The sequence below is a fragment of the Caballeronia sp. INML3B genome, from assembly GCF_023631305.1.
In the GTDB taxonomy this organism is placed as follows: Bacteria; Pseudomonadota; Gammaproteobacteria; order Burkholderiales; family Burkholderiaceae; genus Caballeronia; species Caballeronia turbans.
Genome location: NZ_JALQDI010000077.1, coordinates 132,311 through 157,278 on the forward strand (window position 1 = coordinate 132,311; position 24,968 = coordinate 157,278).

A 24,968-nucleotide genomic window follows, 5' to 3' on the forward strand; every position below is an offset into this window, starting at 1 on the left:
TTTCGTCTCCCCCCATTTTCGATATGTGAAGCGTTCGTTTCTGTCACGAACAAGTGTTATTGTTTGCGCTATAGAAGGGGGGCGTTCCGCACCGGAACTACATTTCATATCATGAGAGCACGCGGAAATGTCGCTTAAGAACGGCTTGCGAATTCTCGATTTCCTTGCGTCGCAAGGCGAAGGGGCCGGGCTCCTTGCCATTGCGGATGCCCTGGGCCTGCCGCGCAGCACGTGCCACCGCCTGCTTGTGGATCTCGTCGAATGCGGATACGTCAGGCAGCTCGTCGAGCACGGCCGCTACATCCTGACGATGCGCATGACCTCGAACGGACTGGAATTCCTGAGCCTGACCGGCATCGCCGATATCGCCCAGCCGATCATCGAGCGCGTCGCTGCGCGGACCGGCGAACTGGCGCGACTGTCGCTCGTCGACGGCGAAGCGATCATCTGGGTGGGGAAGGCGGATGGCCAGCGCACCGGCTTTCGCTACGATCCGGACATGGGGCAGGCGGCGCGTCTATCGTGCACGTCGACCGGCCACGCATGGCTCATGACGATGACCGACGAACAGGCGGCAGCGCTGGTGTTGAAGCAGGGCTTTGGACAGCCGAACGAGTTCGGGCCCAGTGCGCCGACGACGCTAAAGGCACTGCTCGGTTTCCTGCACGCTGCGCGCGTGCGCGGCTACGCGATGATCGACGAGGTGTTTGCCCCGCGCATGTCAGCGGTGGCGGCGCCCGTGGTCAGCGGCACACGCTGCGTCGGCGTCATCAGCCTGGCCGGTCCGCGTGTGCGGCTCACGGTCGAGAAGATCCACGAATATTCGGTGCTCTTGCGCGAGGCGGCTAACGAACTGGCCCAATTGAGCAACCTGGCCGGGTTCCCCGGTCGGCCGCCGCTCGGCAAGGGATGAGCCTGAACCAAAGCATCGACCTTCGGCCCGCTGCGAAAGGCGTGGCCGTCCTTGTTCGAGACGGGAAGTAGGGCTGGCGCTCCGCCGGACGCGAAGCAGAAGCAAGGAATCGGATGTGCGCGCGCAAGCCTCGATGGCTTGCACACGCGTGGCCGGATCGTTCGGGCTCGACAGGAAGACCGCTTGCGCTTCGCCGTATCGACTTGTGGGCGACGGAGTCACCCGAAACGGTCTACTTGCGCAGCGGCCTCAATCCCGCCCGGACTTCCTCGGCGAACAAGTCCGGCTGTTCCCACGCGGCGAAGTGTCCACCCTTGTCGAGCCGGTTGTACCAGATGAGGTTGTGATAGGCGCGTTCCGTCCAGCTCCGCGGCGCCTGATAGTTCTCGCGGGGAAAGACGCTCACGGCAGCGGGCACCGACACATCCGCCGCGGCAGTGAAGTTGATGTGCGACTCCCAATAGAACCGCGCAGCGGAGATTCCTGTGTTGGTCAGCCAGTAGAGCGTGATGTCGTCGAGGACGTCATCGCGCGTCATCGCTCCGGACGATTCACCGTTGATCGCGCGCCCATAGACGGCGGACGTCAGCGCCGCCGCCGGCTGTGTGTACCCGTCGCCGTGATCGAGCAGCCATCCCGCGAGGCCAATGGGCGAATCCGACAATCCATAAAGCGTTTGCGGACGTGTACCTTGTTCGAGCGCGTAGGCGCGCCGCTTCTTGGCGCCGCTGCTCAACTGTTCGTACGCGTGACGCTCGTCATCCGAGAGGCCGGCGGGCGCGGGATCGCCTGCGGCGAGCGCCTTGACGATGTCCGCGGGCACCGTCGCCGGAAAATTCACATGGATGCCGAGCAACTCGGGCGGCGCCTGTTTGCCCATCACGTTCGCGACGACACCGCCCAGATCGCCACCCTGCGCCGCGAACTTGTCGTATCCCAGCCGTCTCATGAGCGTCACCCAGGCGCGCGCGGTCCGTTCGGGGCCCCAGCCGGTTTGCGTCGGCTTGCCCGAGAATCCATAGCCGGGCAAAGAAGGAATGACGAGATGAAAGGCATCCGATGCACTCGCGCCGTGAGCCACAGGGTTGGTCAACGGATCGATGATCTTGAACTGCTCGATGACCGAACCGGGCCAGCCGTGCGTGACGATCAGCGGCATGGCGTTCTCATGCTTCGAGCGAACGTGGATGAAGTGAATGTCCAGTCCATCGATCTCGGTCACGAAGTTGGGGTACGCGTTGATTCGCGCCTCGCACCTGCGCCAGTCGTAATCCGTCGACCAGTGACGCGCGAGTTCCTGCATCAATGCGAGCGGCACGCCTTGCGAGTCGTCGGAGACCGTCTCGCGTTCCGGCCAGCGTGCCGACCGGATGCGTCGGCGCAAATCGGTGAGATGCGCTTCGGGCACGTGCACGCGAAGTGGGCGAATCGCTTCCTTGTCGTCGGTCGCTGAACTTCCGAGTGAAGTGATTGATGAAGTGGTCGAGGCAAAAGCGAGCTGACTCAGCGATGCGGCAGCAACGCCGGCGGCCGCGGCTTCCACGAAACGACGGCGCGCGGGTGACTGGGGGAGGCTTGTGTTATCCGACATGAGAACTCCGGGAGAAAGATAGGGGCTGCGCCTTCAGCGGCAAAAGTGACTTCGCGTGTGTCGCGAGCGCCCGCACCGGGTATCCGTTCGCAAGCAGCAGGGCTGTGAGACTTCAGCCGATGCTGCGCCGCGGCGCCTGCAGCACCCGTTACGGGAGGACGGTCGTGCCCTCTTCCCGGCGACGCTCAAGGGCGCGCGCGATGAGCGTATTGAAGCCTGCGAACGTATCCCGCACGTGTCGAAAACGAGGCGTTGTGTATGCGTCCTTATCCGTCTGCGCAGGGGACACGTTGCGATACAAGGCGGGGCGATCGAGCAGGGCCTCCCTGTTCAGCGCGCGAAGCTCGGCACTCCATTGCTGACTGGGAGGACAGATGAATCGGCATCGAGCCGATCATCAACATCTTATTAGGAGCGCGTCATGAGCACGTCTGCACAGAATCCCGAGCAGGAAAAGCCCAAAGGTGGCGATGAAACCTTTACCACCGATATCTCCGAGACCGACGATGAAGGCACGACGATACGCGAGGCCGAAGTGCGCGAGGGCGATCTGACGGAAACGAAGCCGGGCGAGGGCCCGACCAGCCGCGAAAGCGGTGACGCCGGCGTTTGAGCACGCGCTTCGCTTATCGCCGTGGATCGAACGGCACTTCCTCCAGCCTCGTCTGGAGCGAGGTGCCGGATTCCCACGCGTTCGCGCCCGGCGCGATATCGCCCACGGGGATGTCGTAGCGTTTGCGTTTTCTGTTCTCGTGCGACACCTTGAGGCGCTTGTCGCGCGCGGCGACGGCCGCTTCATCGACCTGTCCGTCCTGCGTGAAACCCATCATGAGTTGCGGCGCGCCGTAGGGGAAATCGTCCCGGTCGATCTGCCAGGTGTGGAACGTCTTGCCGTATGTAGTGACGAGGTCCTTGAAATACGCACGTTCGGCCAGTTCAGGAATGCCTGGCGCCACGAGGACGCCCGACTTCACCTCGTAGTGGTGGCTGTGCCACAGCCGCTTCTCTTCCTCGGGGAGCTGCAGAAAGCGCTCTTCCGGAATGATGTATTCGATGCCGATGAGCCGCGCGCCCGGTGCGTTCGAATCGAAGATCACGCACTGATGCAGATCGTGACGCAGATGAATGCAGAAGTGATGCGCTTCCACCTGCCGGCCCATGTCGTCGGCGTAGAAGTGAAATCCGTTCAGCCATGTACTCATCGCCTGAAGCGGATACTTCGGCTGCATGACGCCGGCAGCGAAGTCCAGCGCGCGATGTTTGGCCGAATGACCGGCGCCCACGCTCATGACAGCGGCCGCCCGACGCGCGATCAACGCGGCGGCAGCGGCGGCCAGACCGGTGATCAGGCCGGCGGCGAACGGCGTAAAGCTGTCGGTTTCCTCGGGTCGATAGCTCATGATCGCGCCCCCATGGAATCAGTGTCATTCGGGCAGCAATCGTCGTTCCATGCGCGCTTCGACAAAGTCGTCGAAGCGCGACCATGCCGAAGCGAAGCTCGCGCAATCGGCCGTGACGGTTGGCGGTTTTCTACAACGCCTGCGTGAGCTGCGGTATCGCTTCGAACAAGTCGCCGACCAGTCCGTAATCCGCGACACTAAAAATGGGCGCTTCAGCATCCTTGTTGACGGCAACGATGACCTTCGAGTCCTTCATGCCAGCCAGATGCTGAATCGCGCCCGAGATGCCGACCGCGACATACAACTGCGGCGCGACGATCTTTCCGGTCTGTCCGACCTGCCAGTCGTTCGGTGCGAAGCCCGAATCGACGGCCGCCCGCGAAGCCCCCACCGCCGCACCGAGCTTTTGCGCAAGCGAATCGAGAAGCGCGAAATTTTCCGCACTGCCCATACCGCGGCCGCCCGACACGACGATGCGCGCCGACGTGAGCTCGGGCCGCTCGCTCACCGCGACCTCGCGGCGCACGAAACGCGCACGCTGCGTCCCTGCAACAGCCGCCTTCGTGTCGACAGGCGCCGGCGCACTCGCCGAAGGTGCGGCATCGAAGGCAGTGGTTCGAATCGTCAAGATCTTGATCGCGTCATCGCATCGCACGGTGGCGATCGCATTGCCAGCATAGATCGGGCGGTCGAACGTATCGGCATCGTGAATGGCGATCACATCGGAAATCTGCGACGCATCGAGATTCGCAGCCACGCGCGGCGCGACGTTCTTCCCCGCCGCCGTGGCCGGAAAAAGCACATGCGTGTAGGACGTCGCAAGCATCAGCACCTGTGCTGCGATGTTTTCCGCGAGACCGTCCGCAAGATGCGGCGCATCCACGAGAACGACACGGTCCACGCCTTCGATGATGCGCGCGGCATCCGCCGCACCGCGCGCATCGTGACCTGCAACCAGCACGTGCACACCGTTGTTCAACTGGCGCGCCGCGCTGATGGTATTGAGCGTGGCCGCCTTGAGCCGCGCGCCTTCGTGGTCGGCAATGACGAGAGTGGTCATTCAGATTACCTTCGCTTCATTCTTGAGCTTGTCGATCAACGCCGAGACGTCGTTCACGCGGCCCCCCGCCTTGCGCGCCGCAGGCTCGACGACCTTGAGCGTCTTCAGGCGTGCAGAAGCATCGACGCCCAGATCCGCAGGGCTCCATGTCTCGATCGGCTTCTTCTTCGCCTTCATGATGCTGGGCAGCGTGACGTAGCGCGGCTCGTTCAGGCGCAAATCCGTCGTGACGATGGCAGGCAACGTAAGCTCGAGGACTTCGAGACCGCCATCCACTTCACGCGTGACCGTGGCGGTATTCGCGCCGATCCGGATGTTGCTGGCGAATGTCGCCTGCGGCCAGTCGAGCAACGCAGCGAGCAGTTGGCCCGTCTGGCCCGCATCGTCGTCGATGGCCTGCTTGCCGAGAATCACCAGTTGCGGCTGTTCACGTTCGACAGCCGCCTTCAGCAACTTGGCGACCGCCAGAGGCTGCAATTCGACGTCCGTCAGGATGTGGACGCCGCGATCCGCACCGATGGCAAGCGCCGTGCGCAGCGTCTCCGAGCTCTGCGCCGGACCGCATGTCACCGCGATAACCTCGCTGGCGTGACCGCCTTCCTTCAGGCGCGTGGCCGCTTCGACGGCGATCTCGTCGAACGGATTCATCGACATCTTCACGTTGCTCGTCTCGACACCGCTCTGATCCGCTTTCACGCGGACGTTCACGTTGTAGTCGACGACACGCTTCACTGCGGCCATGATCTTCATGGTTGCGTTCCCTGGTTCGAATCTCAAGAGCGAGGGTCAATGAACTCGATGAGGACGAGCGCAGCCTGCGAGCCGCGATGCGGCGCGAGATGAAGCGGCGGTCCTCGTTCGTCGCGCAATAAGACATGCGCGGCATCGAGCGTGGCCTCGAAGCCTTTGACGGCGAACGTGCATTCCGCCTCGATCGTCAACGCGACTACGAAGCATCCCGATGGCACGGTCATCGTTTCAGTCAGCGGCCGGATACTCGCGCGACAGACGCCACGCGCAGCCATCGCATTGAGGGCGAGCACCGGTCCATCGTGCAAGGTGGCGTCCCATGCGACATCGCCGTCGTAATCCGCGACGGCGCCGCTGCTCAGGCGACATTGCACATCTCCATGGCGTAGCGTGACGCCCGCGCCCTGCATGACGAGCGACAAACGCGTCATGCCCGCAAAGCGCGAATAAGGCCCGTCACGCACGACCGTTGCGAGGCTGATGCGCCACGCGCCATCCTGGTCGTAAGCGAGGGGCCGCGTCGTTCCGCCGCCGTTGCGCCAGGGCCGCGTCTCGAACGACGTCAACGCCCGGACTTCGACGCCGTCCGGCACGCGCGCTTCAGGACACTGCGCCGACACCGTATTTCCCGGTCAGCAATGCGCCGGTCGCAAAACGTTCGACGGAATACGGCGCGAGCGATACATCGGTGTCCAAGCCGAGCGCGGCCTGCGCCAGCACCTTGCCCACGGTGGGCGACAGCTTGAAGCCGTGGCCTGAAAAACCATAGCCGACCACGAGCCCTTCGATACCCGGCAACGCGCCGAGCACGGGGTTCCAGTCGGGCGTGACGTCATACACACCCGTCCACGACGATGCGATGCCCGCCGCCTCATACGCCGGAAAGCGCTCGGCGACCTGCGCGCCGACTTCGACGACATAGTCCATCGGGATATCGCCTTGTTCGGTGTCGGCGGTGTCGAGCTTTTCGCCGGCAGTGCCTTCGCTCACCAGCATCTGATTGCCGCCGTAGCTGCGGTAATACAGCATGCCCCTCGATGCGAGGTCCTTGAACACCGGCATCGCGTATGTGTAGGCCGCGCCTTCGCATTCGAGGGCGAGCACCGCATGACGCTCGGGCGAGACCGGCAGCGATTTGCCCGTCCAGCCTGCGAGTTCGGGCGTCCAGATGTTCTGTGTGCTGATGACCGTCGACGCCGCGAAATCGCCCACGCTCGTCGATACGCCGCGCACCTTGCCGTGTTCGATCAGCAGCCGGTTCACCGTAACGTTTTCGCGGATCGTCACGCCGCCGCGTCGCGCGGCGCGCGCGAAACTCGTCGCGGTGAGATAGGCGTCCGCGAAGCCGGCCTCGGGTTCGAAGCCGATCAGCGCGGCATCGTAAAAGCGTGCAATCGGCATGAGTTCGTGCGCCTGCTGCGCACTCAGCAATTCAAGCGGAATGCCTTGCTGTCTCTGCTGTTCGAGCGATGCGCGCAACGGCTCGACCTTGTCGCCCTCGGCCGCGACAATCATATAACCGCTTTTCACGAGGCCGCACGATGCTTCGTCGTCGCCGAGATAGGCCGCGAAGTCATTGAACACCGCCCATGACTTGCGCGCCAGTTCGACGTTTTCCTTCACGGAATAATGCGTGCGCAGAATGCCCGACGATTGCGACGTCGTGCCCGCGCCGATGGTCGCGCGATCCAGCACGAGCACGCTTTTCGCGCCCAGCTTCTGAAGATGGAACGCGACGGAACTGCCGATCACGCCGGCCCCGATCACCACCACGTCATAGGTATTCACTGTTGCGCTTCCTTTCTCATGCGGATCATGGACGCAGTGTGCCGCGCCAGTTGCACTTCGCCCTCGTCATAAGAGAAACCGATGCTGAGCAGAAGCAGCGATGCATACCGCGGATTCACGCGGCGCCTTCGAGGCCCTTCATGACTTCGGCCTGCACGGTTTCCCAGATCGACTTCTTCATCTCCAGATACGCAGGCGAAAGCTGCACTTCGGCCGTGCGCGGCAACGGCAAATCGTTGCGGATATCCTGCACGATGCGTCCCGGCTTCGCGCCCATCACGATCATGCGCGTGGAGAGCATCAGTGCCTCGTCGATGGAATGCGTGATGAAGACGATGGTCTTGCCGCTCTTTTCATAGAGCGAAAGTAGTTGTTCCTGAAGCACTTGCCGCGTCATGGCATCGAGCGCGGCGAAAGGCTCGTCGAGCAGCATCACGTCCGGGTCGTTGGCGAGCACACGCGCGATCGACACGCGCTGCTTCATGCCGCCCGACAACTTGCCGGGATAGCTGTCCTCGAAGCCCTTCAGACCCACCGCTTCGATATGACGCCGCGCGGCCTCGCGCCTTTGCGCCTTGCCCATGCCGCGCATCTTCAGGCCGAACGCGACGTTCTCGCTCACCGTTTTCCACGGAAACAGCGCGTACTGCTGGAACACCATGCCGCATGCCGGCTCGACATCCTTCACGACCTTGTTGTTGACGAGCACGCGGCCCTGCGTCGGCTGCTCGAAGCCGGAGATCATGTTGAGCATCGTCGATTTGCCGCAGCCCGATGCGCCGAGCAGCACGAGAAACTCGCCTTTTGCGATGTCGAGATCGACCTCCCTCAGTACCTGCAACGGGCCGTAGCTCTTCGCGACGCCTTCGAGCCGGATCATCGGATGGTTCATCGTTGCCATGACAGCACTCCGCGTTCGATGAGCCGGAACACGGCATCCGTAACGAGCACCGTGATGCTGATGAGCACCATGCCGAGCACGACGGTATCGGTCTGGAAGAACTCGCGTCCGTTCATGATCATGAAGCCGAGACCCTGTTGCGCGGCGACGAGTTCCGCCGAGATCACGCAGGTCCACGAGAGGCCGAGAATCACCTTCATGCCCGACAGAATCTGCGGGATGCAGCCGGGCAGAATGACTTCGAACATGACCTGCCAGCGATTCGCGCCGAGATTGCGCGCCGCACGGATGAAGATCGGATCGATGTTGCGCGTGGCGTCGATCACATACAGAAGCGCGGGCGCGAACGAGCCCATGAACACGATGCTGTACTTCTGCGTCTCGGTGATGCCGAACCACAGCAGCGACAGCGGAATCCAGCTCATCGACGGCAGCGGGCGCAGAAACGACAGCAGCGGATCGAATACCGCCCGCGCCACGCGCGAGGTGCCGAGCATGATGCCGAGCGGAATCGAAACGACCGCGGCCGCGAAGAAGCCGACCATCACGCGACGTGTGGACGCGAGCACGTTGTCGAGCAGCGCATGCTGATTCCACATGCGGATGCTGCGCGCCAGCACCTGCGATGGCGCGGGCAGAAAGACCGCATCGACCAGCCCGGCACGGCATACGAGTTCCCACAGCAGCAGGAAGCCGATCAGCGAGCACGCGCTCACGACGAGCAGGCCGCCCCTCCATTTGCGATTCGATGCCATTCGTCGATGCTCACAGATAGCTTGCGTTGATCCAGTCCGCCACCTTCGGCGACTGATCGATCTGCTTGAGATCGACGAGCATGTCAGAGAGCTTCTGCACGCCGTCGACGAACGGTCCCGGCTTGCCGCCGCTGCCCACGAAGAGCGATTTTTGCTGCGCGTGCGAATACCACTGGGTCTGTTTGAGGACCGCCATCTGCTCGTCTTCCGAGAGATTCGTGAGCGTCATCAGGATGGGCGCGGCTTTCTCCGGATGCTGCGTCATCATGTCGTTGGCCTGCGCGATTCCTTGCAGGAAAGCCTTCGGCACCTCGGGATGCGCGCTCGCGAACGCCGTGCGCACCAGCAGCACGTCCGGTCCCGGCGTCAGTTGATACTGCTTGTAGAGCGAGAACGACGAATCGTCGAGCAGGAGCTTCGTGTCGGGCAGCGCCTTGATGCGATCGAAGGTCGGCGTCCATGCGGCGGCGGCATCGATCTGATTGCCGCGGTATGCGGTGAGCAGTTCGTTCGCGGGCAGATTGATGATGCTCACGTCCTTGCCGGGGTCCATGTTGGCCTGACGCAGCACGTCGAGCAGCAGCACGTGCGAACTCGACGCATACGTGACGCCGATCTTCTTGCCCTTCAGATCCGCGAGCGACTTCACGTTGCTGCGCACCAGCAGCCCTTCGGACTTGCCGAAGTTATTGGGCGTCGAGATCAGCTGGAACTGTTTCGCGCCGTTGGCCATCAGCGCGAGCGCCGAGACGACGCCCGTGCCCGCGATATCGATGTTGCCCGCCATCACCGCGCCCATGCGTGCCGACGAGGTCGAGAACGATTGCCAGCGGCAGTCGATCCCGAGTTTCGTGAAGATATCGGTCTTCATCGCGACATACGCCGCGTAGTGGCCGAGCCATGCCGAACCGCCGTAATTGACGGCGGTCGCCGCGCGCGCGAGCGGCGCGAATGCCGTCGTGAAGCCCGCCGTGGCCGCTGCCGCGCCGATCCAGGAAGCCTGCTTCAGAAATGTACGGCGATTGCTTGTCATCGTTATGCCTGTCTGAATGAGAGGTGGAAAACGGCGGCGGCCTGCCCGCAAAGCCTGGTCTGCAATGGATGGTAGTGGCGAACGTGACGCGGCCATTAAGCCATCTGACCAAATCAGAAACTCTTATGTTTTAAAGCAGTTTCGCTAATGTCATGCTGCGCCTTGCGCGTCGAAGTCGTGCGCATAGGCGTCGAACAGTTCGGCGGGCATGCCGGGCAGGGCGGCGTGCAATCCCGGCGCGATCACGTCGCGCGCCACCGCAATGGACTCGCGCGACACCGCATCGGCCATCGCGGACCATTCGGAGCGGCGCGTGAGAATGTAGAAGTGGCGATGCCCGATGCGCGTTGCGGGCAGCGGAACGACAGTCACGTCCGGCAGATGCGCGCGCGACTGCCACAAACAAAGCGGCGACGTGATCGCGCAGCCGAAGCCGGACGCGACGAGACTGAGCAGCGGATCGGTGGCATCGAATTCGTAGCGGTTCGGTGCATGGAAGTTCATGTGCTTGACGAGCCGCTCGACCTGTTGCCCGATCAGCGAGCGGCCCGTGTAGCGCAACAGCGGCAGTTCGCGCGCGACGTCGTGGAAGCCGCGCAGCTTGCGGCCCGCGCCGAATTTTTTCGGCGCGACGGCGATGAAGGTCTCCGAGAACAGCGGGCGCAATTCCACACGCCGCGGATCGAGCGTGGCTTCCGTGCAGATGGCGAGATCGAGTTCGCGATTGGCGAGCTGCTCGCTGAGCGTCGGCGTGAGGCCGGACCACATCGAAAGCGTCTTCATGCGATCGGACAGGCGCTGCACGAGATGCGGCCCGACGCTGGCGGCGAACGAATCCACGCAGCCGATGCGCAGGCTCGGCACGCCTTCGCTGGTTGCTGTGCGCACCTTATGCGAGACCGCCTGCGCATGTTCGAGCAGCCCGCCCGCCTGTTCGAGCAGGATACGGCCTGCCGCGTTGGGCCGCACCGGCCGGAACTCGCGATCGAATAACGCCACGCCCTGTTCGCGCTCCAGTGCGGCGATGAGCTGGCTCACCGCGCTCTGCGTGACGCCAAGCACACGCGCGGCTTCGGTCATCGAACGCGTCTCGCAGACTGCGACGAACGCCTGCAACGCACGCAGGTCCACCCCGACGAATGTATTTCGCATGGTCTCCTCCCGGGCCTATTCTGCCGCATAAGCCTCGTCGCGCCCTGTCCATCGGGCGGTTTTCGCGGCCATAATAGCGGGCACAGGTATCGAACCGGGCGCCTTCGCATGGACATGGGCTGATGCGAGGGCACGCAGGTCAACCCCACATCGCGCGCTTTGGTCAATCACACTTCCTCGTCCGACGCCATGCCGCGCCGGTTCGTGTTCCTCCTCGCGGACGGCTTGTCGATGATGAGCCTGTCGTCCGCCATCGAGCCGCTGCGCTCGGCCAACCGCCTCGCGGGCGACACCTTGTACGACTGGACGCTCGCGAGTCTCGACGGCGAGCCGGTGCATTCGTCGGGCGGCATCGCGCTGGCGGCGCGCAACTTCGACGACGTCTACAAGAATGCCGATTACGTGTTCGTCTGCGGCGGCCTTCGTCTCGCGCCCGCGCTCGAACCGGCCTTCGTCGCGGCGCTGAAACGCGCGGCCCGCACCGATGCGGTCATCGGTTCGCTCTCGACCGCGACGTATCTGCTTGCGCTCGCGGGATTGCTCGACGGCTACCATTGCACGATCCACTGGGAGAATCTGCCGGCGTTCACGGAGGCGTTTCCCAACCTGCTATGCAGCAGCAAGCTGTTCGAAATCGACCGCGACCGCATGACGTGCTCGGGCGGCATCGCTGCAATGGACATGATGCTGCATCTCATCAAGACGCAGCACGGCAGCGATCTGGCGGTGCGCGTCGCCAATCAGTTCCACCACGAACGCATGCGCGATACGGCCGATAATCAGCGCGGCTGGCGCGACCAGAATCACGCGAGCCTGCCGCGCGGCATCCGCCGGGCCATCGAGATGATGCGCGCGCATGTGGAAACGCCGCTGCAGATCAACGATATCGGCTCGGCCATCGGCATGACGTCGCGCCAGATGGAGCGGCTATTCTTGCGGCATCTGAACGCAACGCCCGCGCGCTACTACGTGCAGTTGCGGCTGGAGCGCGCGCACGAGATGCTGACGTATTCGAGCGTGCCCGTGGCCGATGTGGCCGTGGCGACGGGTTTCGCGTCGCCGTCGCATCTGGCGCGCTGGGTGCGTCGGGCGTATGGCATCAGCCCGACGGAGTTGCGCGCCGCGCAGCCGAGGTCGTGAAGGGCTTATGCCGCTTCGAGCTCCGGCGCTGCGGCTCGCAGCGGCAACGGCAGCCAGCCTTGCAGCTCGCGCCAGTTCGGTTCCAGGTGCGCAAAGCGCGAAAGCGACAGCGACGAGAGATCCGCGAACGCGCATCGCCCGTCCACCACGAGATCGCGGATCGCGTGGCCGCTCGCCGGCGACAGCCCGAAACCCACGCTCGATAACGTCGCGACCGTCACGTTGCCCTTCGCATCGGGGCGATCGATCACGGGCCGTCCATCCGGCGTGTTCTCGATGTAACCCGCCCAGCTGCGGATGACCTTCGCATGCGCGGCCTTCGGCAGCAGCGCCGCGAGCCGCGCCGCGATGCTGCATTGAAGCGGCGTCGAATGCGGACGCACCTTCGGCACGTCGTCGAGACCGATCCATTCGTGCGGACCGCCGCCGTACGCGAGGTTGCCGCGCAGCGTCTGCCGCCCGTACAGGCCGTTGCCGTCGACGCCGCCGAGCGGCATCTGCGGAAGCGGTTCGGTGACGATCATCTCCGCGCGCGCCGCCGCGAGCGGCACGTCGATGCCGAGTTGCGCGGCAAGCACGCCCGTATGCGGTCCGGCCGCGATCACGAGGTGATCGCAGGCAAAGTCTCCGCTGGACGTCTTCACCGCGCTGACGCGTCCGCCTTGCGTGACGAAACCCGTCACCGGCGTATGTTGCAGGATGCGTGCGCCGTGATCCTCCATCGCCCATGCATAAGCCTGCAAGGTGCGATGCGGATTCGCATGCCCGCCGAAGTGATAGAAATAGCCGGCATGCACGTTGTCGCCCGCGAGCGGCACGAGCTCGCGCACCTGCTTCGCATCGAGCACGTCGGAGCGCAGGCCGTGATGCGCCCCGTTCTCCAGTGCACGCCGATACAGCCGGAACTGATGCTCGTCGAGCGCAATGCGGATGCGCTCGCGGCAAAATTCGGTCGGATAGCCGAGCAGTTCGTCCATCATCGGCCAGAGGCGCTGTTCTTCCATGAAGAGCGGGCTGTGATGATGCGAGCAGCCGCCGCCGTTGCGCCCCGACGCGCCCCAGCCGATCATGCCCGCTTCGAGCACCAGCACGTCGATGCCTTCGCGCGCGAGCCACCATCCCGCGGAGAGGCCCGTCACGCCGCCGCCGACGATGACGACCGATGCGCCCTTGATATTGCCTGCTGCCAACGTGTTCATGCTTGCGAGCCTTGATTGCGAGATTTCGTTTCGATGAAAAGCCGATGCCGATGTCCGCTATTCGCTTGCAACCGGTTCTCCGACGCGCCGCGTGCCCGCGCGATACAGCGGATCGACACGCCAGAACGGCACCCATTGCGAGGCCATGCCGAACCAGCTATCCCAGTGCGCCGCGGTCGATGACGCTTCGGCCACGTCGGCGAGTTGCCGCAACGCGAGCGGGCGCACCGGCGCGCGAAAGGTCGCGAGCGGAATCTGCGGCAGGGCACAGCCGGCGCCGATCGCGACCAGTGCCGCCACTTGCTCGCGGCATCGGCGGCCCTGGCATGGGCCCATGCAGGCGCGCGTGAGACGCTTGACCGCATCGGGATTCGGCGGGCCGCTGCGTGCGAGGCCGGCGACGCCGCGCGTGTCGTGCGCCGGATCGGCGGGATGCCAGTCGAGGTAGCGCGGCGGGCGGACATCGAGGATTTCGCGCGCGGTGACTTCCTCGCACTGGCACACGAACGGCTCGCCCGCCGCGCCGAGAACGCTCGCGCGCACCCATTCCACGCGCGATCGGGCGATATCGTGCTCGGGTGCTTCGGGCTGCACGACCTGCGCTAGGTCCGCAACGCTCGACGCATCGAGCGCCGCACGCGCCGCGCGACGGCCTTCTTCGCGCGCGATGGCTTCATCGCGGCTCTTCGCCGCCCAGACGCCCGCGCAGTCGCCTGCTGCGTAAGCGAACGGCAGCGACGTCCGCTGCATTGCATCGACACTGACGACGTGACCGCCGCGCGCCGCATCGAACGCAGTCGCGCAACCTGCCGCTTCGAGCAGTTCGATCGCGGGCAGCGCGGCGATGCCGAGCAGCACCGTGTCGCAATCGAACCTGGCCGACGCGCCCGCATCGAGCGATGCCGCTTCGACCGACGTCACGCCATACGCATCCCCGTGCGCGTGGCGCACGACATGACGCGTGAGCATGCGCGCGCCGCCCGCTTCGAGTTGCGACGCGAGTGCGGCATCGCCGAGGATCGCATCGGACTGTTCGATCACCGCGACGATCTGCACGCCGCGCGTCATCAGTTCGACGCCCACGTTGAGCGCGTCCGTGTCGCTGCCGATCAACACCGCGCGACGCGCATCGAGCGCGCCGTACAGCGCCGCCAGCCGCCACGCGGCGCTTGCGCCCATCACGCCGGGACGCTGCCAGCCGTCGAACGCGAGGCCCATGTCGCGCCGACCGGATGCGACGATCACCCGCTTGAAACTCATGAGCCACGTATGCGATGAATCGGCGAGACCGGCGACATGCGTGTCCATCCAGGCGCTCGCCGGGCCGTGCGGAAAGAGGCCCCAGACTGCCGTGCCGAGCTTCACGTCGATGCCTGCTTCGAGCGCATCGCCGAGTTCAGGGCGCGCTTCGAGCATGGCTTCGAGCATCGCGTTGGCGTTGCCGGCCGCCGCGCCCATGCGAGCGCCGAAATGCAGCGGCACGTCCTCGCCCATCGTTTCGAGCGGCACGGGATTCTCATCGACGAGCGTCACGCCGATGCCGCGTCCGGCCGCTTCGAGCGCGGCCGCGATGCCCGCCGGACCCGCGCCCACGATGAGCAGATCGGTCGATTCATCGACGGGCGGCGCCTTGCCCGCCACGGATGCGGGATCGTAGAAGGGCGTTTGCATGGCTTCGTTTTCCACGGGTTCGACTCTTTGAGGTCAGGATGTCATGGCTTGCGCGTCGTCCCGCCGCGCATCCGATTCGCCGATGGCAGTCGGCGCGTTCAGCACGAGCTCGCACAAGGCGGCGGCGCTTGTGTCGGGTTCGGCGAGCGCATCGACGGCCGCTTCGAGTTCGCTCGCGAAACGTGCGCCGAAGCGCGCGCCTGTCAGCGTGCGGAATTTCTCGCGCTCGGCGCCCGGTGTCATCGGACGGGCGGGATCGCCGCTTGCCTGCATCGCGCCGGAATCGAGACGTCGTCCATCGCGCAGTTCGATTCGCACGCGCGCCCAGCGCTCGGCGGGAAACGCCGCGTTGAATTCGGCATGCTCGCGCGTGACGAGGCGCGGCAGCAGCGCGCGCACCGCAGGATCGGCGAGACCCGCATCGCCGATGGTGCCGGCATCCACGCGACCATGCAGCAACGCGGCGGCGACGGGAAACAGCACGCCGTATTGCGCTTCTTCGGTAGTGCGGGGCGCGCCGGACCACAGGCGCTTCGCCTCGTGGAAGGTCTCGATCTCCACACGCTCGATGTCGGCCGCATCGAAACCGGCCTGCGCGCGCACCGCCAGCGCCGCTGCAATCGACGGATGCGCCCAGCGGCAAACCGGATATGGCTTTACATACTGTTCGAGGATCAGCCAGCGCTCGCCGAGATCGGCCCAGATCGCGGGCGCATCGCGCTCCACGGTTGTCGCCGGTGCGCCGGTGAAGCCGCGCGATGCGAGCAGCGCCGCGCTGATGCCCGCGAGCGCGCCCCAGCACGAGCCGTCCTTCAGCATGGTCGGATGATCGATGCAGCGCATCATGTCCGAGCGCGGCCCGTGATACTCCGCGATGCCGAGCGCATGCCGCGTCGTCGTCAGGTCGAAGCTAAGCGCGCGGCTCGCGATGGCCGCCGCCGCGAGCGCATTCCACGCGCCGGAGGTGTGATATTCGCGGCTCGTCGCGTGCAGCGCGATGCCCGCGCGCGTGCCGAGTTCGTAGCCGAGGACGGTCTGCACGATGAATTCCCGCCCGCTCATGCCGGGCACGCGCTCGGTCATTGCGAGCAGCGCAGGCAGCACGGTGACGCCCGCATGTCCCTTGGTGAGCGCGTGGCCGTCGTGACCATCGAAACTGTCGATGGTCGCCGCGCCCGCGAACGCCGCGCCCGCCGCGCTCGCGATGCGTCCGTCGAACAGCATGCGCGCGGGCGTGCGGCCTGCGGCGAAGCAATCGAGCGCATGCTCCCGCGCAATCGACGACATGCGCGTAGACGTGCCCGCCGCCGCGATGCCGAAGAGGTCGAGCAGACGGCGTTGCGCATCGCGCACCACGGCATCGGGCAGCATCTCGAAGCGCAACGCGTGCGTGAAGCGGCTTGCGTCGTCGAGCAAAGGCAGGGCGGCGGTCATCATCGGAAGGCGATTTCGACGTCGGTGGACGGGCGGCTGGAGCACGCGAGAATCCAGCCTTGCGATTCCTCGGCGGCCGACAAACCGCCCGCGTGGTGCATCGATACTTCGCCGGACACGCGGCGCACCTTGCAGGTGCCGCACATGCCGCTCGCGCAGCCGCACGGAATCACGACCTGCTGACGCGTCGCCGCGACGAGCAGCGTTTCGCCCGCGCGCACCTGGAAGCGCTTGTCGCCGAGGGTGGCGTGATGAACCACGCCGTGCATTTCTTCGGGCAAGGAGGTTGCATCGTGTTCGGGTGCCGCCGAAGGCGAAGGCCCGAAATGCTCGATATGAAACGCCGCGCGTCGCGCGCCTTCGGCTGCATGAATCTGCCGGATGCTCTGCATGAAACCCGCAGGCCCGCAGCAATACACCGTGCGCCGCCCGAAGTCCGGCGTCATCGCCCAGAGCGTGCCGCGCGAGATGCGCCCGCGCAAGCCGAACCATCCCGGCGCGGGCGCGCTCAGCCACACGCTGACCTTGAGGTTCGGCATGCGCGACTGAAGCGTCGCGAGTTCGCTGGCGAAGAGGATGTCGTCGGCGTTGCGCGCGCAATGCAGCCATGCGACGTCGGCATCCGGCCTGCGGAGCGCGAGCGTGCGCAGCATCGACATGAGCGGCGATGCGCCCGATCCCGCCGACACGAGCGCAAGCGGCGTCGCGTTCGATGGATCGAGCGTGAAGCGGCCGAGCGGATAGCGCGCGTCGATCCGCATTCCCGGCGCGCAGCGCTCGTGCAGCCAGCGCGTGACGACACCATGCGCCTGCGCCTTGATGGTCAGTTCGATCACGTCGCGCTCGACGGACGACGATGCGATGGAAAACATTCGGTCATGACGCACGCCGTCGATGTTCAGCGCGAGCAGCATCGCCTGACCCGGCGCGAAGAGGCGCACGCCGTCGGGATGCGGATCTCGCAGGCGAAAAGTCTTGACGCCCGGCGCTTCGTCGCGCACGCCGATGCATTCGAGCGTGCGCGCTTGCGCTTCATCGAAAGCGCTGACGCTTTCGGCGTCGATCAGCACGTCAGCCATTCGACACCTTCAGCTCGAACGAACGATGCGCATGCGCGCTATCGAGATGAGTCGACAGCTTGTTCGCATACCAGTTGGTGAAGTTGCGCAGCATGAATTCGGACGGCGCATACGGCCCCGGCGTATAAGCGATCGATCCGACGCCGAGTTGATTGTTGGCCGCGAGCCGCGCGTCCTGCGTGTTGGTCGCGTTCCACACGGAGGTCAGTTTGTCGATGTCGTAATCGACGCCTTCCACCGCGTCTTCGTGCACGAGCCAGGTCGTGCGCAGCACCGTGCGCGACGCCGACAGCGGCAGGATGCGGAAATGGATGATGTGATCCGCGAGAAAGTGATTCCAGTTGTTCGGCACGCGGAACATGCGCACGGAGCCGAGATCCGGTTCGGTGAGATCGCCGAGCAGCTTGCCGCATGCAGGCGATCCATCCGGCGTGAACGACACCGCGCCGCGATGAAACGGCAAGCGAATGCAGCGGAACTCGTCGCCGCCATCGGCGGGCAGATGCGGCAGGCCGTGACGTTCCCACTTCGCGGCTTGCGCGTCCATCAGCAGGCGGAAGTCGCGCGAGCCGGCGGGATCGTCGGGCAATGCGAATTCGACCAGCGTCGCGAGCAGTTCCGGATGATTTCCCGCGCAGTGATAGCACTCGCGATTGTTTTCGATGACGAGCTTCCAGTTCGCGTCCTCGATCATCGTCGAGACGGCGGCGACCTTGGTACGCCACGGCTGATGCGGCGCGATGTACGGCGTCACGGCATCGCGAAAGCGGGCGATGTCGGGCGGCGTATCCGCGAGGCAGATGTAGACCATGCCGCACACGATTCCGACATGCACGGGACGCAGCCCATACGCTTCGCGCTCGAAGCCTGCGGGCATCTGCCGCGCATGCAGCAGCGAGCCGTCGAGCTCATAGACCCATTGGTGATAAGCACACGTCAGCCGATGCGCATGCCCCTTTTCGTCGAGACAGATGCGCGAGCCGCGATGACGGCACGTATTGAAAAATGCGCGAATCTCGCCGTCCTCGTCGCGTAACACGATGACCGAAGTCGCACCGATTTCGAGCGTCAGATAGTCGCCCGGCTCGCGCAACTCGCAGCTATTGCACGCGAACAGCCACTCGTTGTTGAAGACGGCGTCGATATCGAGTCGATGAAACGCTTCGTCGGTATAGAACGGCTGCGGCAGCGAGAAGTTGTCGCGGCGTTGCGCGAGGGCGGCGCGCACGCGCGTCGGGTCGATCATCGTCATGCTCTCCGTGCAAACGATCAGTTAAACCGATTGTCTGTCGCTGATTTCGCCGATGCGCACAGACAGACGACCAACCCGATCACGAAACCGACACGATGTCGTTTCCGGACCCGCGCTGCGCCAGAATCGTGTCGATGGCGCGGGCGTCGCGCACCGTCGGCAGGTCGAAACGCGCGTTGCGCACGGCGCCGTAGTCGAGCGCCGCGATCACGAGCTCCTCGCGTGCCGACTCGCTCTGCGCGAGGATCTCGCCACGCGGGCCGACGATGCGCGAGCCGCCCCAGAATTGCAGCGTGCCTTCCCGTCCGACGCGATTGGCGAACACGATCGGCAGGCCATAGACGAGCGCGTGAGCCCGCAACACGGTGTCCCAGCCGCGCGGGTTGTCGAATTCGGTGCCGACGGCTTCGACGGCCGAACTGACCGGCGCGGCGCACAAGGTCGCGCCGTCGCGCGCCAGGCGATGCATCAGCGCGGGGCTCCACAGGTCGGCGCAGATCGGCGTCGCGACGCGCCAGCGCGGATCGTCCGGCATCGGGAACTGGTCGAGGCACTCGCCGTGTCCGTAGAACTTGCCGTCGTCGAGCTTTCCGTAGGTCGCCAGCGCGATCTTCCGATGCACCTGCACCACGCGCCCCGCATGTAGCGTCGCGACGCTGTTGTAGAACGACGCGCCCGGCGCCTCCTCGATGAAACCGACCACGGCGCACAGCGACGTACAGCAGCGCGCGAGTTCGAGCAGCGTCTCGTCGTCGCGCGTGATGGCGAGCTTCAGCGCGTGCTCACCCGCGCCATGCCCCACGAGCGACAACTCGGGAAACACGAGCAAACGCACGCCGCGCGCCGCGGCTTCTTCGATCACCCGCCGATGCGCCGCGGCATTCGCCGCGAGATCGCCGACGACCGTCTCGACCTGCGCGGCCGCGACGAGCAAGGGTTCCGTCGCGCGCATGGATCAGAGCAGGCCGGCCGACTTGAGGAACGCGCTCGATACGTCGCCGAGCGACTTCTTCTGGACGTCGACCTCGGCGTTCAGGCGCGCCATCGTTGCGTCGTCGAGCTTGGCGGACAGCGCGTTCAGGACGCCCGCGAGATTCGGGTTGGCGTCGAGTGTCGCCTTGCGCGCGACCGGCGTCAGCGCATACGCCGGGAAGAAGTTCTTGTCGTCGCGCAGCACGATGAAGTCGAACGCGGGCACGCGGCCATCGGTCGTGAAGACGAGCGCGGTATCGACCTGACGATCCTTCAGCGCCTGATACGTGAGGCCCGAATCCATCCGCTTGATCTGCGCCGGCCCGAAGTGGAAGCCATATTCCTTCTCGAGCGGACGCAGACCGTCGGGCCGCGCGTAGAACTCGGAATTGCACGCGAAGGTCAGCTCCTTGCCGCCGTTGAGCACCTTCGCGAGATCGCTGAGCGTGGCGATGCCGAGTTTTTGCGCGACGTCACGGTTCATCGCGAGGCCGTACGTATCGTTCGCCTTCGACGGATCGAGCCAGACGAGACCCTTCTGCGCGTCGAGTTCCTTCACGCGCGCATAGGTCTGCTGCGGATCGAGCTTGTCGGTCACCTTGTTATAGGTGATCAGCGACGTGCCGGTGTATTCCCAGTACACGTCCACTTGTCCGTTCTCCTGCGCCTGACGCAGCACCGTGCTGCCCATGCCGTCCTTCTTCACGACCGTGAAGCCCTTCGCCTGCAGCAGTTGCGTGGTCATCTCCGCGAGCAGCACCTGCTCGGTGAAGTTTTTCCCGCCGACGGTTATGGTCGATGCAGCCCGCGCGGACTGACCGACGCCCAGCGCGCCGACGGCGAGCGTGAACAAAGATGCGCCGAGCAGGCGCGACCACAGCTTGCGTGACAATAGCGGCTTGAACATGGGCTTCGGTTCCCCGAGAAGGATCAACGTTGAGGACTGACGCCGCGCGGCACCAGCCAGTGCTGAAGCTGCGCGACGAACAGATCGGTGGCGACCGCGAGCAGGGCGGTCGGGATGGCGCCGGCAAGCAACATCGAAAAATCATTCAGGTCGATGCCGGTAAAGATAAGTTCGCCGAGTCCGCCGCCGCCGACGAGAAACGCCAGCGGCGCGGTGCCCACGGTGATCGCGAGCGCGGTGCGTACGCCCGCGAGGATCACGAACATCGCGTTGGGCAGTTCGACCTTGCGGAGAATCTGCCATTGCGTCATGCCGATGCCGTTGGCCGCTTCGATCAGCGCGGGCGGCACGGCGCGGATGCCTTCGTAGGTGTTCATCGCGATGGGCAGCAGCGTGGCGAGCCACAGCGCGAGAATCGCGGGCTTCGCGCCGATGCCGAACGCGCTCATCGCGAGCGCGAGAATCGCGAGTTTCGGCACTGCCTGACCTGCGTTGAGCGCGAACATCACCAACTGTGCGGCGCGGCCGTTCGCCGGGCGGCTCAGCCAGATGCCGACCGGCACCGCGACGACGATCGCCGCAACGCCTGCGATCAGCACCATCAGCATTTGCTGGCCGGCCTGATACACGATGTCCGCGCGATACTGGCCGATCGACGCGAACCAGTTGTCCGCATGCGCCGATGCGCTGAGCACTGCCGTCAGCGAGCCGGTAGCGATGCGGGCGGCGCGTCCGTTCATCGCGCACCTCCGAGCACGAGCGCGGGTTCGGGCGCATCGGGCGTGGCAGCGGGAACATGCGGCGACGCCTCGCCCGACGCGCACGCCGCGCGCGCCATCAGCGCGATGCGTTCGTGCGTCACATAACCGATGAAGCGCCCGTCGGCATCGACGCCCGGCAGCCACGTCGCGCCGTGCGCGAGCAGCATCGACATAACGGAGCGCAGGTCGTCGGTCGCACGTGCCAGGGCAGGCAGCGGGCGCAGTTGCGCGGCTTCGAGCGTGGCACCGCCAGCGGCGAGTTCCATCGAACCGATATGACCCACGGGCTTGTCTTGCGCATCGAGCACGACGAGCGTGTCGGCCAGGTGATCGCGCAGCAGCGCACGCGCATCCGCGCTCGAAAAGCCTAAACGCGCGACGCGTGCCGGTTCCAGCGCCGCATCGGCTGCGCGCATCAGGCGAAGGCGCTTCAATGCGCGGTCGGCGCCGACGAAATCCGCGACGAACGCGCTTGCCGGGCGCGCCAGCAGCTCGTCCGGGCTCGCCATCTGCTCTATCTTGCCGTCGCGAAAGATGGCCACCTTGTCGCCCATCTTCATCGCCTCGTCGATGTCGTGGCTCACGAACATCACGGTCTTTCTCAGGCTCTTCTGGATGTGGCGGAATTCGTCCTGAATCGACGTGCGGTTGATCGGATCGATCGCGCCGAACGGCTCGTCCATCAGCATCACCGGCGGATCGGCGGCGAGCGCCCGCGCCACGCCGACGCGCTGCTGCTGTCCGCCTGACAGATCGCGCGGATAGCACGGCATGAAGGTCGCCGGATCGAGCGATACCATCGCCAGCAGTGTTTCCGTGCGCTCGCGGATGCGCGCCTTGTCCCAGCCGAGCATCTGCGGCACGAGCGCGATGTTTTCCGCCACCGTCATGTTCGGGAAGAGGCCGACCTGCTGGATCGCATAGCCGATGCGCCGCCGCAGCTCGACGATGTCGAAGCCGGCCGTATCGACACCGCCGATCAGGATCTGGCCCGACGTCGGCTGCACGAGCCGGTTGATCATCTTGAGCGTCGTGGTCTTGCCGCAGCCGGACGGCCCGAGCAGCACGCACAGTTCGCCTTCTTCCACCGTCATCGAGATGTCGTCGACGACCGGCTTTGCGCCGCGCAACGCAAAGCGCTTGGTCAGGTTTCGAAGCTCGATCATCGTCCCTCCGCCGGGGTGGCTGCCGCATTGACGAGAGGCGCCGCGAGCGGCGGCTGCAGCCCACCGCGCCGCCAGAGGAAGCGCACCCGGCGCGGGCGCATGCCTTCCGGTGTGAGACGCCATTGCAGGGCGGCGAGGCCCAGATCGGCGAGGATCGCGAGCAGCGCGACGATCACCGCGCCCGCTACGAGCTGGCGCGGGTCCGACTGCGAGATGCCGCGGCTGATGAGCCGCCCGAGCCCGCCCGCGCCGATATACGTCGCGATCGCCGCGATGCCGATGTTCATCACCACGGCCATGCGCACGCCCGCCATGATGATCGGCACGGCGATCGGCATTTCGACGCGATACAGCCGCTGCCACGGCGTCATCCCCATGCCGAGCGCGGCTTCGCGCAGAGCGGGGTCGAGGTTGCGGATCGCGGCGTAGGTGTTGCGCAGGATGGGCAACTGGGAATAGAGAAATAGCGCGATGGCGGCGGGCAGAAAGCCGATGCCCTGGCCGATCAGCGACAGCACCGGAATCAGCAGGCCGAAAAGCGCGATGGATGGAATCGTCATCAGCATCGCGGCGGTGTACAGCACGACGCGGGCGAGCCGCTCATCGAGCGTGATGACGATGCCGAGCGCGACGCCCGTCACGATCGCGCAGCCGACCCCGGCCAGCACGAGCAGCATGTGATCGACGAGCATATGCCCGATCGATGCCGCGTTATTCCAGATGAAAACCAGTGTATCCACTGCGGCCCTCCCGCGCACCGATGCCAGCGTTGGTCGAATGTAACGGGCCAAAATCGGCTGGACCGACACAAACTCGACATCTACTGTCACCAATCCGACTCGGCCTGTGCGAACGCACACGACGCCCGCGCATCGTGGATCGTGACGTGCGAATATTTAGCATAAGACAAACTGATGGTCGTCATCGGCGGTTTGCTGATGACGCCAGGGCCATCCCCTGAAAGGCGCATGATGAGCGCCGCGCCGCGCCGCGGTTTCCAGATCCAATGCACCAGGCAGCATCACGGAGTCTCGATGAGACGCACCCCATCACCGCTTGACCTGCGCGCGCTGCAGGCTTTCGTCGCCGTTTGCGAGACCGGCTCGATGACCGCGGCTGCACGCCGCCTTGGTTTGAGCCAAAGCGCGGTGAGCCAGTCGATTGCAACGCTCGAACGCGAGCAGGGCACGGCGCTGTTCGATCGCGACAGCCGTCCGCCGCGTCCGAATCGCGCCGGGCGCGCGCTGCTCGAACTCGCGGGTCCGCTGCTCGATCACGCGCAGATGGTGAGCGCGCGCATCGGCGATGCGTCGCTTGAGGGCGCGTTGCCGTTGCGGCTCGGCTGTGTCGATTCCTTCGCGGCAACGGTCGGCCCTGAACTGATCCGCGCGATGTCCGGCTCGGCGCGGCAGATCTCGTTATGGTCGGGTTTGACGCCCGGCCTGTCGGCGCAGATGCACGCGCGCGAAGTCGATGTCGTCGTCTGCACGCAGACCGCGTTGAATGACGCGCGCATCGTCGAAGTGCCGTTGTTTTCGGAGGCGTTCGTGGCCGTGGTATCGCGCCGCTGGCTCGAAGAGCGCGAGCCGCTTCGACACGATGCGTCGGCGTGGCGCACGCTCGCCGATGAGCTGCCGCTGATCCGCTATACCGCGCGCTCCGTCATCGGCCAGCAGGTCGATCGCTTCGCGCGGCATCTCGGCATCGAAAGCCCGCGCCGTTTCGAATTCGACGCAACCGATCCGCTGCTGAGCCTCGTCAGCGCGAAACTCGGTTTCGCCGTTTCGACGCCCTTGTGTCTCTGGCAGGCGCGGCATTATCTCCACGAGATCGCCGTATTGCCGCTGCCCGAAGGACGTCTCGCGCGACGCGAGTTTTTCGTGCTGCATCGGCAAGGGGAATGGGACGATTTCGTCGATGAAACCGTCACGCTCACGCGCCGCGTGCTCGATCACCTGATTCGTCCCGCACTCACGCGCGCCGTGCCGACGCTGCCGGACGATGCGCTGTTATGACTTCCTTGTCGCAAACCACTTCACAATCG

The 24,968-nt window shown here is 65.2% G+C and carries 24 protein-coding genes; 4 read left to right on the forward strand and 20 right to left on the reverse strand.

Translation table 11 applies throughout. The annotated features are described in order from the left end of the window. Positions 1–127 precede the first annotated feature (127 nt). Complete coding sequence (locus NCS58_RS31625; RefSeq protein ID WP_061118478.1) at positions 128–913, forward strand: IclR family transcriptional regulator; 786 nt, start codon at positions 128–130, stop codon at positions 911–913. A gap of 232 nt (positions 914–1,145) precedes the next feature. Here NCS58_RS31625 and NCS58_RS31630 read toward each other — a convergent pair whose 3' ends face one another. Continuing rightward, entirely contained in the window at positions 1,146–2,504 is a 1,359-nt protein-coding gene (locus tag NCS58_RS31630) for an epoxide hydrolase family protein (RefSeq protein WP_250478369.1), read from the reverse strand. Between the two features lie 421 nt (positions 2,505–2,925). Here NCS58_RS31630 and NCS58_RS31635 point away from each other — a divergent pair, with 421 nt between their 5' ends. Then, positions 2,926–3,117 (forward strand): hypothetical protein, encoded by a 192-nt coding sequence (locus NCS58_RS31635; RefSeq protein ID WP_250478370.1) that lies wholly within the window; start codon positions 2,926–2,928, stop codon positions 3,115–3,117. A gap of 13 nt (positions 3,118–3,130) precedes the next feature. Here NCS58_RS31635 and NCS58_RS31640 read toward each other — a convergent pair whose 3' ends face one another. From NCS58_RS31640 to NCS58_RS31680, 9 genes are all read right to left on the reverse strand, one after another. Beyond that, positions 3,131–3,904: an OBAP family protein gene (locus tag NCS58_RS31640; protein WP_250478371.1), complete on the reverse strand. Its 774-nt coding sequence runs from the start codon at positions 3,902–3,904 to the stop codon at positions 3,131–3,133. Between the two features lie 130 nt (positions 3,905–4,034). Next, on the reverse strand, positions 4,035–4,964 hold the full coding sequence (locus NCS58_RS31645) for an electron transfer flavoprotein subunit alpha/FixB family protein (protein WP_250478372.1): 930 nt from the start codon (positions 4,962–4,964) through the stop codon (positions 4,035–4,037). Next, positions 4,965–5,714 (reverse strand): electron transfer flavoprotein subunit beta/FixA family protein, encoded by a 750-nt coding sequence (locus NCS58_RS31650; RefSeq protein WP_250478373.1) that lies wholly within the window; start codon positions 5,712–5,714, stop codon positions 4,965–4,967. It lies immediately after the preceding gene. 23 nt (positions 5,715–5,737) lie between these two features. Then, entirely contained in the window at positions 5,738–6,334 is a 597-nt protein-coding gene (locus NCS58_RS31655; protein WP_250478374.1) for a HutD family protein, read from the reverse strand. Then, a complete protein-coding gene (locus tag NCS58_RS31660; protein WP_250478375.1) occupies positions 6,315–7,502 on the reverse strand; it encodes an FAD-binding oxidoreductase in 1,188 nt (395 codons plus the stop codon). Before NCS58_RS31660 ends, NCS58_RS31655 begins: the two co-directional genes overlap by 20 nt. 115 nt (positions 7,503–7,617) lie before the next feature. After that, entirely contained in the window at positions 7,618–8,403 is a 786-nt protein-coding gene (locus NCS58_RS31665; protein ID WP_061118487.1) for an ABC transporter ATP-binding protein, read from the reverse strand. Next, positions 8,391–9,158 (reverse strand): ABC transporter permease, encoded by a 768-nt coding sequence (locus tag NCS58_RS31670; RefSeq protein WP_250538997.1) that lies wholly within the window; start codon positions 9,156–9,158, stop codon positions 8,391–8,393. Before NCS58_RS31670 ends, NCS58_RS31665 begins: the two co-directional genes overlap by 13 nt. Before the next feature lie 10 nt (positions 9,159–9,168). Continuing rightward, the gene (locus tag NCS58_RS31675) at positions 9,169–10,191 is read right to left on the reverse strand and encodes an ABC transporter substrate-binding protein (RefSeq protein WP_061118489.1); all 1,023 of its coding nucleotides are present in this window, start codon (positions 10,189–10,191) and stop codon (positions 9,169–9,171) included. Positions 10,192–10,341: 150 nt separating this feature from the next. Beyond that, positions 10,342–11,343, reverse strand: coding sequence for a LysR family transcriptional regulator (locus NCS58_RS31680; protein ID WP_250478376.1), 1,002 nt, complete (start codon positions 11,341–11,343; stop codon positions 10,342–10,344). A 189-nt stretch (positions 11,344–11,532) separates the two neighbouring features. Here NCS58_RS31680 and NCS58_RS31685 point away from each other — a divergent pair, with 189 nt between their 5' ends. Continuing rightward, complete coding sequence (locus NCS58_RS31685; RefSeq protein ID WP_250478377.1) at positions 11,533–12,483, forward strand: GlxA family transcriptional regulator; 951 nt, start codon at positions 11,533–11,535, stop codon at positions 12,481–12,483. A 5-nt stretch (positions 12,484–12,488) separates the two neighbouring features. On the opposite strand, the gene NCS58_RS31690 is transcribed toward NCS58_RS31685, so the two are convergent. The 10 genes from NCS58_RS31690 to NCS58_RS31735 form a co-directional block, all read right to left on the reverse strand. After that, positions 12,489–13,682, reverse strand: a complete 1,194-nt coding sequence (locus NCS58_RS31690) for an FAD-binding oxidoreductase (RefSeq protein ID WP_250478378.1) — start codon at positions 13,680–13,682, stop codon at positions 12,489–12,491. A 57-nt stretch (positions 13,683–13,739) separates the two neighbouring features. Continuing rightward, positions 13,740–15,368 carry an FAD-dependent oxidoreductase gene (locus tag NCS58_RS31695; protein ID WP_250478379.1) on the reverse strand — a complete coding sequence of 543 codons (1,629 nt, stop codon included), beginning with the start codon at positions 15,366–15,368 and terminating at the stop codon, positions 13,740–13,742. An 18-nt stretch (positions 15,369–15,386) separates the two neighbouring features. Then, on the reverse strand, positions 15,387–16,790 hold the full coding sequence (locus NCS58_RS31700; RefSeq protein WP_250478380.1) for an MmgE/PrpD family protein: 1,404 nt from the start codon (positions 16,788–16,790) through the stop codon (positions 15,387–15,389). Continuing rightward, positions 16,787–17,866, reverse strand: coding sequence for a flavin reductase family protein (locus NCS58_RS31705; protein WP_250478381.1), 1,080 nt, complete (start codon positions 17,864–17,866; stop codon positions 16,787–16,789). Before NCS58_RS31705 ends, NCS58_RS31700 begins: the two co-directional genes overlap by 4 nt. Next, positions 17,859–19,118, reverse strand: a complete 1,260-nt coding sequence (locus NCS58_RS31710; RefSeq protein WP_250478382.1) for an SRPBCC family protein — start codon at positions 19,116–19,118, stop codon at positions 17,859–17,861. The genes NCS58_RS31705 and NCS58_RS31710 overlap by 8 nt, the downstream gene beginning before the upstream one ends. 79 nt (positions 19,119–19,197) lie before the next feature. Then, the gene (locus NCS58_RS31715) at positions 19,198–20,070 is read right to left on the reverse strand and encodes a nitrilase-related carbon-nitrogen hydrolase (RefSeq protein WP_250478383.1); all 873 of its coding nucleotides are present in this window, start codon (positions 20,068–20,070) and stop codon (positions 19,198–19,200) included. Positions 20,071–20,073: 3 nt separating this feature from the next. Beyond that, positions 20,074–20,997: a glycine betaine ABC transporter substrate-binding protein gene (locus NCS58_RS31720; protein ID WP_086961087.1), complete on the reverse strand. Its 924-nt coding sequence runs from the start codon at positions 20,995–20,997 to the stop codon at positions 20,074–20,076. Positions 20,998–21,020: 23 nt separating this feature from the next. After that, positions 21,021–21,737, reverse strand: a complete 717-nt coding sequence (locus NCS58_RS31725) for an ABC transporter permease (RefSeq protein WP_250478384.1) — start codon at positions 21,735–21,737, stop codon at positions 21,021–21,023. Next, positions 21,734–22,924: an ABC transporter ATP-binding protein gene (locus NCS58_RS31730; protein WP_086961091.1), complete on the reverse strand. Its 1,191-nt coding sequence runs from the start codon at positions 22,922–22,924 to the stop codon at positions 21,734–21,736. The genes NCS58_RS31725 and NCS58_RS31730 overlap by 4 nt, the downstream gene beginning before the upstream one ends. Continuing rightward, the gene (locus NCS58_RS31735; protein WP_086961093.1) at positions 22,921–23,664 is read right to left on the reverse strand and encodes an ABC transporter permease; all 744 of its coding nucleotides are present in this window, start codon (positions 23,662–23,664) and stop codon (positions 22,921–22,923) included. The genes NCS58_RS31730 and NCS58_RS31735 overlap by 4 nt, the downstream gene beginning before the upstream one ends. Before the next feature lie 294 nt (positions 23,665–23,958). Between NCS58_RS31735 and NCS58_RS31740 the strand changes: the two genes are divergently transcribed. Next, positions 23,959–24,939, forward strand: a complete 981-nt coding sequence (locus NCS58_RS31740; protein ID WP_250478385.1) for a LysR family transcriptional regulator — start codon at positions 23,959–23,961, stop codon at positions 24,937–24,939. Positions 24,940–24,968 lie beyond the last annotated feature (29 nt).